Source organism: Comamonas sp. A23, from assembly GCF_004522605.1.
GTDB lineage: Bacteria > Pseudomonadota > Gammaproteobacteria > Burkholderiales > Burkholderiaceae_C > Comamonas > Comamonas thiooxydans.
The window spans coordinates 1-13,883 of the sequence record NZ_RSDT01000002.1 but is presented as its reverse complement, the minus strand read 5'-3'; the positions used below and the strand labels follow the sequence as shown (position 1 = coordinate 13,883).

The window sequence follows — 13,883 nt, the reverse complement described above, 5'->3', positions numbered from 1 at the left end:
CGGTGGAGCACAAAGACTCCATGGCAAGATGTTGGGGCGATCATTTGGTATGCAATCCTTGCGAGAAATGGGCCATGCAGTTGCTGCCATCACGTGATTTCTTCACGGTGCCCGGGTCGGAGGTGTTGCTGTCGCTCTTGCCTATATCCACTAAATTATACCTTTTTTAAAGATGTCAAGAGGTGGAGCTAAGAATTACAGATAAATTTTTTCGCCGCTGTTGAAACTCAATGTAACGTCTTGCCGCGGTGGGGTCCGTAGCAATTTCCTTGAGGGCCTTGGCTTCTTCGCGCTTGAGATGATCCACCAGGATCAGATTGAGAGTGCCGCGCAACTCCTTGCGCAACTCGTCCACCTCGCCCTCGGGGTTGGCATGGGCGCCGCTCATGAGCTTTTGGGCCAGCGGCTCGCAGGGAGAGCCTTGCAATTGCTCGCGCAGCACTGCCCAGGAGCGCGGGCCGGATTCGGTGAACTGGGCTTCCAGCCAACGGAACAAGGGGGCATGGCTTTGGTTGCAGCGAGCCAGGGCATCGAAGTCCTCATGGGTCATCTCTTCCATGAACTCCATGTGACACATCAGCAGGCGTGCGGCCTGGTCTTCGCGGCTGACCGGCGTGGGGCGCGGGCCCAGCTGCGGCGGGTTCCAGTCCTCACCCTTCTTGCCCCAGGGTTTGCGCTGGCGGCCGAATTCCTTGCGGCCCGACCAGTTGCCACCGCTGCCCTGGCTCGGGTAGGAGGGAGCCGGTGCCGCGGCATCGGCCCAGTCGGGAGCGCTTTCCCAGTTGCCCGCAGGCGCATCCCATTCCGGTGCCTGAGGGCCGGGGGGCGCAGGCGCGCGGCGGGCAATGGGGGCGGTGCGTGCCGCCTCCTGCGCCCAGATATCGGAGAGGTCGCGCGAGTCCAGCTGAGCCAGGGCTGCGATTTCGGAGAGCAACTGGCGCTTGAGCGCGCCGTCGGGCAGCAGCGACCACAGCGGCCGGGCGTTGCTGGCCATATGGGCACGGCCTTCTGTCTGTCCCAGGTCGCAGCCTTCGCTGGCCGATTCGATGAGAAAGCGGCTCAGCGGCGTGGCATCGCCCACATAGCGCGAGAAGGCCTCGGGGCCGAATTCGCGGATGAAGCTGTCAGGGTCATGTTCCGAAGGCAGGAACAGGAATTTGATGGAGCGCGTGTCCGTCGCCAGTGGCAGGGCCGCATCCAGCGCCTTGCGGGCGGCGCGCCGCCCCGCACCGTCACCGTCGAAGCTGAAGACCACGGCATCGGTGAATCGAAACAGCTTTTGCACATGCTCGGGCGTGCAGGCCGTCCCCAGCGTTGCTACGGCATTGGCAAAGCCCAGTTGGGCCAGTGCCACCACGTCCATATAGCCTTCTGTGACCAGGGCGTAGCCCATGTCGCGCAGGGCCTGCCGGGCCTCGTAAAGGCCGTAGAGTTCGCGGCCCTTGTGGAAGACCGGGGTTTCGGGCGAGTTCAGGTATTTGGGTTTTTCATCGCCGAACACCCGCCCGCCAAAGCCTATGCACTCGCCTTTGACATTGCGAATCGGGAACATGAGCCGGTCGCGGAAGCGGTCATAGCGGCGACTGTCGTCCTCGCCCACGATGACCAGCCCGCATTCTTCGAGCTGCGGGTTGTCGTACTCGGCAAATACGCTGGCCAGACCATGCCAGCCTGCAGGGGCATAGCCCAGGCCAAAGCGCTTGGAGACTTCGCCGGAGACGCCGCGCTTTTTCAGATACTCGATGGCTTTCGGAGCTGCCTTGAGCTGCTTGCGATAGGACTCGCCGGCTTTTTCCAGCAGATCACTCAGTGTTTCCGCCTTTTGCTTTTGCTGAGCCTGGCGCTGGCGCTCGGCAGGACTGATGTCGTCCTGCGGCACTTGCAGGCCGCATTGGTTGGCAAGCTCCTGCACGGCTTCGACAAAGCCCATGCCGGCATGCTCCATCAGAAAGCCGATGGCATTGCCATTCTTGCCACAGCCAAAGCAGTGAAAGAACTGCTTGCTGGGGCTGACGGTGAAAGAGGGCGACTTCTCGCTATGGAACGGGCATAAGCCCATGAAGTTGGCGCCGCCCTTTTTGAGCTGCACATAGCGGCCCACGATGTCGACCACGTCGACGCGGGATAGCAACTCTTGGATGAATGATTGGGGAATGGCCACCCGCGTATTCTGCCTTTTTCGGCAATGGCCGAGGGGGCGGCAGGAATGGGGCAGACGGGCAAAAAAAAAGCCTGCACCCATGGGTGCAGGCTCAGGTCTCCTGATGCCTGGGTCATTGCCAGGCTCTCCTCTAAAACGTCTCCTCCGCCACTCAGTCTTGAGGCTTGCGACCGGCTCCGTGCGGGCAGAGATGCCGGTCTTGCATTGCCGATGCAGGCAGTCATGTACTCAAAACATGTGCGCATTCTAAAAGCGATTCGAAGTCCTGGTGATTGGTCTGTCAGATAAATGATGTCTTATAGATGACTTGCATGAGTTGGCCCTGCCTGGGGAATGAGGGGATTTTTCAATAGGATTCCATGTGGTTGATTTCAAATGAATTTATCGATTTTCAGAAGCTGTTGAAAGTACTGTCTCGCTGAATGACCTTTTGCATTGCTCTGGTTTGTCTGCGGATGTCGCATGCCGGTTTGCCGGCGCGGTGCAGCCATTTCGGGCGCAACTGCTTGATCCCGATCACAACAAGCCTGCATGGCGCTCGCTTGTAAGCCTGGCGTGACGGATGCTGGAGTACAAAACGCTCAGGAGACAAACATGACAAGTTCTTTCGATCTGAACCTCGCCCCAAATACTGCCAACCATGCCGCGCTGACGCCGCTGGGATTTATTGCCCGCACGGCCGAGGTCTACCCCGAGCGCCTGGCCATTGTTCACGGCGACCTGCGCCAGAGCTGGGCGCAAACCTATGCGCGTTGCCGTCAGCTGGCCAGCAGCCTGCAGAAAATCGGCATTGGCAAGAACGACACCGTGGCCGTGATGCTGCCCAATACGCCGCCCATGGTGGAGGCGCACTTTGGCGTGCCCATGGCCGGTGCCGTGCTCAACACGCTCAATACCCGGCTCGATGCCGAGACCCTGGCATTCATGCTGGATCATGGCGAAGCCAAGGCCTTGATCGTGGACCCCGAGTTCGCGCCTCTAATGGCCAGGGCGCTCAAGCTGCGCCAGAGCACTGTGCCCATTTATGTGATCGAGGTCGAAGACCCGGTTTACGGCGAGGCGGCCGAGCAGATCGGTGCCATCGACTACGAGAGCTTCGTGGCCCAGGGCGATGCCGGTTTCGATTGGCAGTTGCCCGGCGACGAATGGGATGCGATTGCGCTGAACTACACCAGCGGAACCACCGGGAACCCCAAGGGCGTGGTCTACCACCATCGCGGCGCGCACAACAACGCCATCAGCAATGTGCTGGAGTGGGACATGCCCAAACATGCCGTCTATCTGTGGACGCTGCCCATGTTCCACTGCAACGGCTGGTGCTTCCCCTGGACGGTGGCCGCACGCGCGGCGGTCAATGTCTGCCTGCGCCGGGTGGATGCGCAGGCGATTTTTGACGCCATTCGCAACCATGGCGTGAGCCATTACTGCGGCGCGCCCATTGTGCACAGCCTGCTGGTGAATGCGCCGGCTGCCATGAAGCAGGGCGTGCCCGCCGGCGTCAAGGCCATGGTGGCAGGGGCAGCGCCGCCCGCATCGATGATCGAGGGCATGGAGGCCATGGGCTTTGACATCACCCATGTCTATGGCCTGACCGAAACCTATGGCCCGGCTACGGTCTGCGCCAAGCATGAAAGCTGGAATGCGCTCGATATCGGCGAGCGCGCCCGCCTGAACTCGCGCCAGGGCGTGCGCTACCACCTGCAGCGCTCTGCGGCCGTGCTGGACCCCGAAACCATGCAGCCCGTGCCGCACGACGGCCAGACCATGGGAGAGATCATGTTCCAGGGCAATATCGCCATGAAGGGCTATCTCAAGAACCCGCAAGCGACGCAGGAGGCTTTTCGCGGCGGCTGGTTCCACAGCGGCGACCTGGCCGTGCAGCATCCCGACGGCTATATCCAGATCAAGGATCGCAGCAAGGACATCATCATCTCGGGCGGCGAGAACATCTCGTCCATCGAAGTGGAGGATGTGCTCTACCGCCACCCCGCTGTGCTGGCTGCGGCCGTGGTGGCCAAGCCCGATCCCAAATGGGGCGAGACGCCCTGCGCCTTCATCGAACTCAAGGCCGGAGCCGAGACCACGGCCGAAGACATCATTGCCCACTGCAAAAAGCATCTGGCCGGCTACAAGGTGCCGCGCGCCGTGGTGTTTGGCGAGCTGCCCAAGACCAGCACGGGCAAGATCCAGAAGTTCGAGCTGCGCAAGCAAGCAGGCTCGGCTTCCGCGATCTCGGTCTGAGATCCCGCAGTTGACTCCAAGGTCTGATGCCTTAGTTCTGTGGGCAGCGGGCTCTGGGTGTCTGCCGGTTCAGCAAATTTGATAGCTGCTAGCGCTTGTTATTCATAGAACTTGGATGGCTTTCAATCTGAAATCTATGAATGGCAAGCGTAAGAAGCTCTGAATTGGATAGTACCAACTGGGGCGGTGCGTCAGGCCAGCTCGGGCGGCATGCGCTGCCAGCCTTCGGGCGTTACTCGCAGCACCTCGCTGCGATGCGTATCTGCATCGATATGCCAGTCGCTGAGCACGATGCGCCACTGCCCATCGCCCAGTGCGTGGTCGGCGGGCTGATGGGTATGGCCGTGAATCAGCCAGGGCGCTTGCGCGGCCTGCATCCAGGTGGCGCTCATCTGCGCGTCGGCATCTGCGTAGGGTGCGCCGCTTTGCTTGCGTTGCTCGCTTTCGCTGCGTGCCGATCTGCCGATCGCGCGGCGCACGGCCAGGGGCTGGGCCAGCAGTTGCTTCTGCCAGGCGGCGGAGCGCGAAACAGCACGGAATTGCTGGTAATCCACATCGTCAAGGCACAGCGCATCGCCATGGCTGAGCAGGATGCTGGTGTCTGCCCACCGCAGCACCGTGGGGTCGCAAAGGCCGGTCATGCCGCTTCGGCGCAGAAATTCGTCACCGGCCAGAAAGTCGCGGTTGCCGACCATGAAGAACAGCGGGCGCTGCTGCGCCGCCTCGCGTAGCACGGCAGCGCATTCGGCTTCGAAGCTGCCGGGCTCATCGAGTGCATCGTCACCCACCCAGACTTCAAACAGATCGCCGAGGATAAAGATGGCGTCGGCCGTGCTGCGTGCCAGATAGCTGCGCCAGGCTTCAACCGTCTGCGGCTCCGAAGGCTGCAGGTGCAGGTCGGAAATGAAATCAAGCGTGCGCCAGTGGGGCTCAGCCTGGAGCTGCGCGACTTGAGGAGCGGCAGTGCGTGGATCAGAAGATTCAGCCATGAATGAAAAGTGCGCAGCCTGAAAACAATAACGGCCTCACAAAGAGACGGCAAGCAAGGGCCGCCCCGCAGCGAGGCCGTCGTCCCCCTCCGCGAAGCAGAGAGGGGGAAGGCGCGTTAGCGCCTCAGGGGGAGATTACAGGGCCACGGCCTTGTCGATCACCACGGCGTCGAAAGGCACGTCGTCGTGGAAGCCCTTGCGGGTGGTGCGCACCTTCTTGATGGCGTCCACGACTTCTTCACCCTTGACCACCTTGCCGAACACGGCATAGCCCCAGCCCTGGCCGGTGGGGGCGGTGTGGTTCAGGAAGCCGTTGTCCACGGTGTTGATGAAGAACTGGGCGGTTGCGCTGTGAGGATCGCTGGTGCGAGCCATGGCAATCGTGTACTTGTCGTTCTTCAGGCCGTTTTTGGCTTCGTTCTCAATGGGAGCCGCAGTGTCCTTTTGCTTCATGTCGGCTGCGAAACCGCCGCCCTGGATCATGAAATTCTTGATCACGCGGTGGAAGATGGTGCCGTTGTAGAAGCCCTGGTTCACATAGTTCAGGAAGTTCTCGGTGGACTTGGGCGCGTTCACGGCGTCCAGTTCCAGCGTGATCACGCCCTGGGTTGCGGTGTCAGCCACGTTGATGGTCACGTGCAGTTCGACTTGGGGATTGCTCATGTCTGTGCTTTCTAGAGGATGGAGTAAAGAGGCGGGCGCGGCCCGGCAGGTGCAGCGCCGCCGGGTTGTTTACTTGATTTCGGTGGCGGAAAGGATTGTTACCGGCGTCGTGGGCACATTCTGGTGCATGCCACGGTTGCCCGTAGCCACGGCGCGGATTTTGTCCACCACGTCCATGCCCTTGACGACCTTGCCGAAGACGGCATAGCCATGGCCGTCGGGCTTGGGGGCGTTGAGCATGTCATTGTTCACCACATTGATGAAGAACTGCGAGGTGGCGGAATTGGGGTTGCCGGTGCGCGCCATGGCAATCGTGCCGCGGTCGTTCTTGAGGCCGTTGCTGGCTTCCAGCGGAATCGGGGCGCGTGTGGGCTTTTCGTTCAGATTGGTGTCCATGCCGCCGCCCTGGATCATGAAGCCGTCGATGACGCGGTGGAACACCGTGCCGTCATAGTGCTTGTCACGCACATACTGCAGAAAATTGGCCGCGCTCTTGGGGGCCTTGGCATCGTTGAGCTCGACCACGATATCGCCCATGCTGGTCTTGAGCTGCACCTTGGATTGCGCCTGGGCCAGGCCGGGGATGGCAAAAACAGTGGCTGTCAGCGCAATGGCAGACAGGGCCTTGAGGCTGTTTCGACGGAAATTCAGCATGGTCATATTCCTGGGTAAGTGAGCCTTGGGCAGGGCCGCAGGGATGGCGGCTGCGAAAAACAGGCTTGAGGCAGCTGAGGGCGCCGGCCTGCTTCACAAGAGGGAGAAGGGCGGCGATGGCAAAAAACGGGTTCAGCGCTGTGCAGGCTGGGCCGGGGCAGGCGTTGCGAGAGAGGCCGCAGGCTGCAGCAAGTCCTTGAGCTGCTTGAGCTTGGGGTTCAGGGCTGCGGGGCGACCGCCCTTGGCCAGGGACTGCGCATAGGACTGATAGGCCAGGCGGGCATAGATATCGCCCAGGTTCTCGTGCGCCACGGCATAGTTCGGATTGTTGCGCACGGCGGCTTCGAGCGCGGCGCGGGCGCGATCCAAGTCACCCTGGCGTGCATAGATCACGGCCAGGTTGTTATAGGGCTCGGGCAGCTCGGGATAGTCCTCGGTCAGCTGGCGAAACGCTGCAATCGCGTCCTCGGTCTTGCCGTCATTGCTCAGCGCGATGCCGCGCAGAAAACGCATCTGCGGGTCGCGTGAATTCTTGGCCAGATAGGTGTCCGCTTTTTGCAGCGCCTGCTGTGTCTTGCCGCTCTTGAGCAACTGGGCAACATCCGTGTAATCGTCGGCGTAGGCGCTACCTGCAGCGAGCAAGGCAGCCAGGGCTGCCGCACGCGCTGCGGTACTGAACAAGTTGCGTACAGGCATGTAGGTGCTTTCATGGCGCCGCAAAACTGCGCTGCGGCGGGAGCTTATACTGCGGGGAATTGTAGCTGAGGGGTGTGCGGCGCTTAGGCGTCTGGCCGGACCGGGATGTGTCTGGATGCTAGTGCGCATTTTTCAGCCTCAGGGAATGGCAGGCATGGTTTATGCATCGCAGGCATGACCAGTGCTGCTGCTCGCCACCCTCTCTCCCTATTTCAAGATTCATGAGTTTGCGTATCTACAACACGCTGTCGCGTGCACTGGAATCGTTTTCGCCGCTTGAGCCGGGCCATGTGCGTATGTACGTCTGTGGCATGACGGTCTATGACCTCTGCCACCTGGGCCATGCACGCTCCATGGTGGCTTTCGACGTGGTGCAGCGCTGGCTGCGCGCCAGCGGCTACAAGGTGACCTATGTGCGCAACATCACCGACATCGATGACAAGATCATCAAGCGAGCGGTGGAAAACGGCGAGACCATACGCAGCCTGACCGACCGCATGATCGATGCGCTGCACCAGGACGCGGATGCGCTGGGCATCGAGCGCCCCACGCTGGAGCCGCGCGCCACCGAATACGTGCCGCAGATGCTGGGCATGATCGCCCGTTTGCAGGACAAGGGCCTGGCCTATCAGGCCGGCAACGGCGATGTGAACTACGCCGTGCGCAAGTTTCCGGGCTACGGCAAGCTCTCGGGCAAGTCGCTGGACGAGCTCAACGCCGGCGAGCGTGTGGCCGTGGCAGACGGCAAGCACGACCCGCTGGACTTTGTGCTGTGGAAGTCGGCCAAGGCCGACGAGCCGGCCGATGTGAGATGGCAGAGTCCGTTTGGCGAAGGTCGCCCCGGCTGGCATATCGAATGCTCGGCCATGGGTTGCGAGCTGCTGGGCGAGAGCTTCGACATCCATGGCGGCGGTGCGGATCTGCAGTTCCCCCACCACGAGAACGAGATTGCCCAGAGCGAAGGTGCGACCGGCAAGCCGTTCGCCCGGACCTGGATGCACAACGGCTTCATCAACGTGGACAACGAGAAGATGTCCAAGTCGCTGGGCAACTTCTTCACCATCCGCGACGTGCTCAAGGAGTACGACGCCGAGACCATCCGTTTCTTCGTCGTACGCAGTCACTACCGCAGCCCGCTGAACTATTCCAATGTGCATCTCGATGATGCGCGCGGTGCGCTCAAGCGCCTCTATACCGCGCTGGACCTGGTGACGCCTGCCGAGGTGCAGATCGACTGGAGCAATCCCTATGCCGCCCGCTTCAAGGCGGCGATGGACGAAGACTTCGGCACGCCCGAGGCCGTGGCCGTGCTGTTCGAGCTGGCCGCCGAGGTCAACCGCAGCAAGTCGCCCGAAGTGGCTGGCTTGCTCAAGGCTCTGGGGGCCTGCCTGGGCCTGCTGCAGGCCGAGCCGCAGAAGTTTCTGCAGGCTGGTGCTGAAGGGGTGGACGCGGCAGCGATCGAGGCGCAGATTGCCGCACGCGCAGAGGCCAAGGCTACCAAGAACTGGGCCGAGGCCGACCGCATCCGCAAGGAGCTGCTTGATCAGGGCATCGTCCTCAAGGACTCGGCCGCGGGCACGACCTGGGAAGCGGCCGCCAAGGGCTGAGGCTGCATGCAATATTCCATCAACTGTGTGAGCAGTGCGGAGAGTCGTGCATGAGTGCGGCCAAGCATCTGGACACCATGGAGTTTGAACAGCTGCCGCTGGTGGCTGATCTGCCCGTGCCCATGGGGCCGGCTGCGCCTTTGCCTGTAGCGCCTTTGGGGGCCGCAGCCATTGCTCAGCCTGCGGGTACAACTGCAAAGCAGGCAGTTGCGTCCAAAGTGGCCGCTCCAAAGATCCATCTGGATTTGCCTGATGGTGTGCCCGCCTATTGGGCTGAGGCCTGTCGTCAGCTCATGCGCCGCGACCGTGTGCTCAAGCGCCTGATCCCGCAACTCGGCAGCCAGGCGCTGTTGCCTTGCGGGCAGGAGCAGGCCTTTGCCACTTTGGCCTGGTCCATCATCGGGCAGCAGATTTCGGCGAAGTCCGCCAAGACCTTGTGGAACAAGTTCGTCAGGCTGCCCGCTGCCATGCAGCCCGAGCAGGTGCTCAGGCTCAAGGTGGACGATATGCGTGCGGTGGGATTGTCGGCCCGCAAGGTGGACTATCTGGTCGATCTGGCTCTGCACTTCACCGAGAACCGTCTGCATATGGATGAATGGGCTCAGATGAGCGATGAAGTCATCATTGCCGAGCTGATGTCCATACGCGGCCTCAGCCGCTGGACGGCCGAGAATTTTCTGATTTACTGTCTGGGGCGGCCCAATGTGCTGCCTCTGGATGATGCCGGTTTGATACAGGGCATCTCTCTCAATCATTTTTCGGGCGATCCTGTCAGTCGCAGCGATGCCCGTGAAGTTGCCGAGGCTTGGAAACCGTGGTGTACGGTTGCAACTTGGTATATTTGGCGCTCGCTCGAGGCGCAGCCTGTGGCTTGATGACATCTGTCCACTGGCCGATTGCAAGGATTGCAACAGGCTGGCACAAGGAGAAATACGTTGGCGAAAAAGAACTTTCTGGATTTTGAGCAGCCCATTGCCGAACTCGAATCCAAAATCGAAGAACTGCGCTATGTGCAGACTGAAAGCGCAGTAGATATCTCGGAAGAGATCGATCAGCTCAGCAAGAAAAGCCTGCAGCTGACCAAGGACATCTACAGCGACCTGACCCCCTGGCAGATCACCAAGATCGCACGCCATACCGAGCGCCCCTATACGCTCGACTATGTGCGCGAGTGCTTTACCGACTTTGTCGAAATGCACGGCGACCGCCACTTTGCGGATGACCAGTCCATCATTGGTGGCCTGGCACGCTTCAACGGCCAGCCCTGCATGGTGATCGGTCATCAAAAGGGTCGCGATACCAAGGAGCGTACGCTGCGCAACTTCGGCATGACGCGTCCCGAGGGCTATCGCAAGGCCTTGCGTCTGATGAAGACGGCCGAGAAGTTCAAGCTGCCCGTGTTCACTTTCGTGGACACGCCCGGCGCCTTCCCCGGCATCGATGCCGAGGAGCGTGGTCAGTCCGAGGCCATCGGTCGCAACATCTACGAAATGGCTCAGCTGCAGACCCCCATCATCACCACCATCATCGGTGAAGGTGGCTCGGGCGGTGCGCTGGCCATTGCCGTGGCAGACCAGGTGCTGATGCTGCAGTACTCCGTGTACTCGGTGATCAGTCCCGAAGGCTGCGCTTCCATTCTGTGGAAGACCGGCGAAAAGGCTCAGGAAGCAGCGGACGCCATGGGCATCACCGCTCACCGCCTCAAGGCGCTGGGTCTGGTGGACAAGATCGTCAACGAGCCTGTGGGTGGCGCTCACCGCGATCACAAGCAAATGGGTGCCTTCCTCAAGCGTGCGTTGGGCGATGCCTATCGCCAGTTGACCGATCTCAAGCCCAAGGAGCTGCAGGATCGTCGCTACGACCGCATTCAGAGCTATGGCAAGTTTGCCGACACCAAGGCTGACAACCGCTGATCCCGCGGACTTGATGCTGCTTGCGCACAATGGCTCCTTCGGGAGCCATTTGTTTTTGCCGAAGGGCTTTGAGTGAAGTGTGTTTCTAGCCCTTTTGGGGTAAGCGCTAGCTGCTATTGAATTGGAAATAGGGAGTCTGTTGTTCATGCAAGCCCAGTCAGATGCTGACTTGTTGCGGGCCTCGGCTGCTCGGGTGGATGCAGCGATGGCGGCATTCGAGCCGCCGCTGCCACTGGCCGTGGCCTTCAGCGGCGGAGCCGATTCGTCGGCTCTGCTGCTGGCCTGCCATGCGCGCTGGCCGGGGCGGGTGAGGGCGATTCATGTGCACCACGGTTTGCAGGCGGCGGCTGATGAATTTCAGCGGCACTGTGAGCAACTGTGTGCCCGGCACGGCATTGCCCTCAAGGTCTGCGCCATCGATGCGCGCAATGTGCAGGGGCAAAGCCCCGAAGATGCGGCGCGCCAGGGGCGTTATGCGGCTTTGATTCAGGCGGCCCGGCAGCCTTGGCTCGATGCGCAGGGCGCTGCGCTGGATGCGGTGCGCTCCATGGCGCTGGCTCAGCATGCCGACGATCAGGTCGAGACCTTGCTGCTGGCGCTCTCGCGCGGTGCAGGTGTGGCCGGTCTGGCGGCCATGCCAGGGCATTGGCAAAGAGCAGGGCTGGAATGGTTCAGGCCCTTGCTGGAGGTGCCGGGGCAGGTGCTGCGTGACTGGCTGCGGCTCAGGAATTTGAGCTGGGTCGAGGATCCGACGAATGCCGATCCAGGCTACACGCGTAATCGCATCCGGGCTCAGTTGCTGCCGGTGTTGGAGCAGGTCTTTCCGCAGTTTCGCAGCACGTTTGCACGCAGCAGCGCCCATTGCGCCCAGGCGTCGCAGTTGCTGGATCAGCAGGCGGCGGCAGATCTGCTGCTGGTGGGGGTGCCGCCCGCCATCAAGGCATTGCAGGGTTTGAGCGAGCTGCGTCTGGGCAATGTCCTGCGTTATTGGTTGCGCACCGAGCATGGCACGACGCCGACGGCGGCCCAGCTTGCGCAGCTCATGGCGCAGCTCGGCGTTTGCACTACGCGAGGGCACCGCATCCACATCAAGGTGGGGCGAGGTTTTGTAGAGCGCCAGGGGGCAAGTCTCGGTTGGTACAATTCCTAGGTTTTGGTTTTTTTACCTGTACGAAAACCGCCGGCGCGCCAAAACCTTTGTGATCTGCGCCGTGGCTGCTGTTTCGTCACCCTTTAGTATCCAATGGCACTGATCGTTCATAAATACGGCGGCACCTCGATGGGCTCGACAGAGCGCATCCGCAACGTCGCCAAGCGTGTGGCCAAATGGGCTCGGGCAGGTCACCAGTTGGTGGTTGTGCCCAGCGCCATGAGTGGCGAAACCAACCGTTTGCTGGGTCTGGCCAGCGAACTGGCTCCCAGCCACGCCAAGAGTTCGTACTATCGTGAGCTTGATATGCTGGCCGCCACTGGCGAGCAGGCATCCTCGGCGCTGCTGGCCATTGCGCTGCAGGCCGAAGGCATGGAATCCGTCAGCTATGCGGGCTGGCAAGTGCCCGTGCGCACCGATAGCAGCTACACCAAGGCTCGCATCGAGTCCATCGACGACAAGCGCGTGCGCGCCGACCTCGAGGCAGGTCGTGTCGTGATCGTGACTGGCTTCCAGGGCATCGATCCAGAAGGCAATATCACCACGCTGGGGCGTGGCGGCTCCGATACTTCGGCCGTGGCCGTGGCTGCCGCCCTGAAGGCGGCCGAATGCCTGATCTATACCGATGTGGATGGCGTCTACACCACCGATCCCCGTGTGGTGCCTGCTGCCAAGCGCCTGGGTACGGTGAGCTTTGAGGAAATGCTGGAAATGGCCAGCCTGGGCTCCAAGGTGCTGCAGATCCGTTCCGTGGAGTTTGCGGGCAAGTACAAGGTGCCCATGCGCGTGCTGTCGAGCTTCACGCCCTGGGATATCGATCTGGAAGAAGAAGCCAAGTCCGGCACGCTGATTACTTTTGAGGAAGACGAAAAAATGGAAAAGGCTGTCGTATCCGGCATCGCTTTCAACCGTGGCGAGGCCAAGATCTCCGTGCTGGGAGTGCCTGATACCCCCGGCGTGGCTGCTGCCATCCTGGGCCCCGTGGCTGATGCCAACATCGAAGTCGATGTGATCATCCAGAACATCTCCAAGGACGGCAAGACCGACTTCAGCTTCACCGTGAGTCAGGGCGACTACCAGCGTGCCATGGAACTGCTGCGTGAAAGCGTTGTTCCTGCACTGGGTGCTTCCGAAGTGGTGGGCAATCCCAATATCGCCAAGGTCAGCATCGTCGGCATCGGCATGCGCAGCCATGTGGGTGTGGCCTCCACCATGTTCCGTGCCCTGAGCAAGGAAGGTGTGAACATCCAGATGATCTCGACTTCCGAGATCAAGACTTCGGTTGTGATCGACGAGAAGTACCTGGAGCTGGCCGTGCGCTCCCTGCACACAGCCTTCGGTTTGGATAAAAGCGAATAATTTTCGCAACTTTCCAAAAACGAACAAAAAAGCTGTTTACAATAGCGTCATTCCGGAAACGTGACCGAGTGGCCGAAGGTGCTCCCCTGCTAAGGGAGTATGGGGTGTAGAGCCTCATCGAGGGTTCGAATCCCTCCGTTTCCGCCAAATCAAAGAAAAAGCCGCAAGGCTTTTTCTTTTTGTCAAGATCCTTTGGGTGTTGACAAAAAGTTTCAAACTTTGATTTGAGTCTGGTGAAAACGGGCTACAATGCAAGGCTTCGCTGATCGCAGCAAGCAACGAGATTCAAGATCGGGTTTTCCGGTTTTGCGCTTGGTTCCTTAAAAAAATACAGCCGATAAGCGTGGGCGTTTGAGGGCAAGCAGCCAGTTCTTCGGAACAAACTCTTCGGAGTTATCAAGCGCTCACAAAAACAGTAATGAGGAAGAATTAATTCTTCTTGATTCCGTC

11 protein-coding genes and 1 tRNA gene are annotated in these 13,883 nt (G+C 60.7%); 7 read left to right on the top strand and 5 right to left on the bottom strand.

The window, feature by feature from the left end:
• Positions 1-175: 175 nt before the first annotated feature.
• On the bottom strand, positions 176-2,161 hold the full coding sequence (dnaG, locus tag EIC84_RS04510; protein ID WP_034363424.1) for a DNA primase: 1,986 nt from the start codon (positions 2,159-2,161) through the stop codon (positions 176-178).
• A gap of 594 nt (positions 2,162-2,755) precedes the next feature.
• On the opposite strand from dnaG, the gene EIC84_RS04505 reads away from it, so the two are divergent.
• The gene (locus EIC84_RS04505) at positions 2,756-4,402 is read left to right on the top strand and encodes an acyl-CoA synthetase (protein ID WP_003070686.1); all 1,647 of its coding nucleotides are present in this window, start codon (positions 2,756-2,758) and stop codon (positions 4,400-4,402) included.
• A gap of 191 nt (positions 4,403-4,593) precedes the next feature.
• On the opposite strand, the gene EIC84_RS04500 is transcribed toward EIC84_RS04505, so the two are convergent.
• The 4 genes from EIC84_RS04500 to EIC84_RS04485 all read right to left on the bottom strand — a co-directional run bounded on the left by EIC84_RS04500 (position 4,594) and on the right by EIC84_RS04485 (position 7,404).
• Complete coding sequence (locus tag EIC84_RS04500; RefSeq protein ID WP_003070688.1) at positions 4,594-5,391, bottom strand: UDP-2,3-diacylglucosamine diphosphatase; 798 nt, start codon at positions 5,389-5,391, stop codon at positions 4,594-4,596.
• A 135-nt stretch (positions 5,392-5,526) separates the two neighbouring features.
• The gene (locus EIC84_RS04495; protein ID WP_003070690.1) at positions 5,527-6,054 is read right to left on the bottom strand and encodes a peptidylprolyl isomerase; all 528 of its coding nucleotides are present in this window, start codon (positions 6,052-6,054) and stop codon (positions 5,527-5,529) included.
• 69 nt (positions 6,055-6,123) lie between these two features.
• A complete protein-coding gene (locus EIC84_RS04490; protein ID WP_003070692.1) occupies positions 6,124-6,708 on the bottom strand; it encodes a peptidylprolyl isomerase in 585 nt (194 codons plus the stop codon).
• Between the two features lie 132 nt (positions 6,709-6,840).
• A complete protein-coding gene (locus EIC84_RS04485; RefSeq protein WP_003070694.1) occupies positions 6,841-7,404 on the bottom strand; it encodes a tetratricopeptide repeat protein in 564 nt (187 codons plus the stop codon).
• Positions 7,405-7,625: 221 nt separating this feature from the next.
• Between EIC84_RS04485 and cysS the strand changes: the two genes are divergently transcribed.
• The 6 genes from cysS (at position 7,626) to EIC84_RS04455 (ending at position 13,580) form a co-directional block, all read left to right on the top strand.
• Complete coding sequence (cysS, locus tag EIC84_RS04480) at positions 7,626-9,011, top strand: cysteine--tRNA ligase (protein WP_003070695.1); 1,386 nt, start codon at positions 7,626-7,628, stop codon at positions 9,009-9,011.
• Positions 9,012-9,061: 50 nt separating this feature from the next.
• Entirely contained in the window at positions 9,062-9,886 is an 825-nt protein-coding gene (locus EIC84_RS04475; RefSeq protein ID WP_003070697.1) for a DNA-3-methyladenine glycosylase, read from the top strand.
• A gap of 60 nt (positions 9,887-9,946) precedes the next feature.
• On the top strand, positions 9,947-10,924 hold the full coding sequence (locus EIC84_RS04470; RefSeq protein ID WP_003057594.1) for an acetyl-CoA carboxylase carboxyltransferase subunit alpha: 978 nt from the start codon (positions 9,947-9,949) through the stop codon (positions 10,922-10,924).
• Between the two features lie 145 nt (positions 10,925-11,069).
• Entirely contained in the window at positions 11,070-12,074 is a 1,005-nt protein-coding gene (gene tilS, locus EIC84_RS04465; protein ID WP_034363427.1) for a tRNA lysidine(34) synthetase TilS, read from the top strand.
• A 93-nt stretch (positions 12,075-12,167) separates the two neighbouring features.
• The gene (locus EIC84_RS04460) at positions 12,168-13,433 is read left to right on the top strand and encodes an aspartate kinase (RefSeq protein ID WP_003057587.1); all 1,266 of its coding nucleotides are present in this window, start codon (positions 12,168-12,170) and stop codon (positions 13,431-13,433) included.
• 54 nt (positions 13,434-13,487) lie between these two features.
• Positions 13,488-13,580, top strand: a tRNA-Ser gene (locus tag EIC84_RS04455).
• Positions 13,581-13,883 lie beyond the last annotated feature (303 nt).

What these genes read in the sequence shown, in the direction of transcription:
- EIC84_RS04505 (WP_003070686.1), top strand. Translation starts at nt 2,756, where the DNA reads ATGACAAGTTCTTTCGATCTGAACCTCGCCCCAAATACTGCCAACCAT.
- EIC84_RS04500 (WP_003070688.1), bottom strand. Translation starts at nt 5,391, where the DNA reads ATGGCTGAATCTTCTGATCCACGCACTGCCGCTCCTCAAGTCGCGCAG.
- EIC84_RS04495 (WP_003070690.1), bottom strand. Translation starts at nt 6,054, where the DNA reads ATGAGCAATCCCCAAGTCGAACTGCACGTGACCATCAACGTGGCTGAC.
- EIC84_RS04490 (WP_003070692.1), bottom strand. Translation starts at nt 6,708, where the DNA reads ATGCTGAATTTCCGTCGAAACAGCCTCAAGGCCCTGTCTGCCATTGCG.
- EIC84_RS04485 (WP_003070694.1), bottom strand. Translation starts at nt 7,404, where the DNA reads ATGCCTGTACGCAACTTGTTCAGTACCGCAGCGCGTGCGGCAGCCCTG.
- cysS (WP_003070695.1), top strand. Translation starts at nt 7,626, where the DNA reads ATGAGTTTGCGTATCTACAACACGCTGTCGCGTGCACTGGAATCGTTT.
- EIC84_RS04475 (WP_003070697.1), top strand. Translation starts at nt 9,062, where the DNA reads ATGAGTGCGGCCAAGCATCTGGACACCATGGAGTTTGAACAGCTGCCG.
- tilS (WP_034363427.1), top strand. Translation starts at nt 11,070, where the DNA reads ATGCAAGCCCAGTCAGATGCTGACTTGTTGCGGGCCTCGGCTGCTCGG.
- EIC84_RS04460 (WP_003057587.1), top strand. Translation starts at nt 12,168, where the DNA reads ATGGCACTGATCGTTCATAAATACGGCGGCACCTCGATGGGCTCGACA.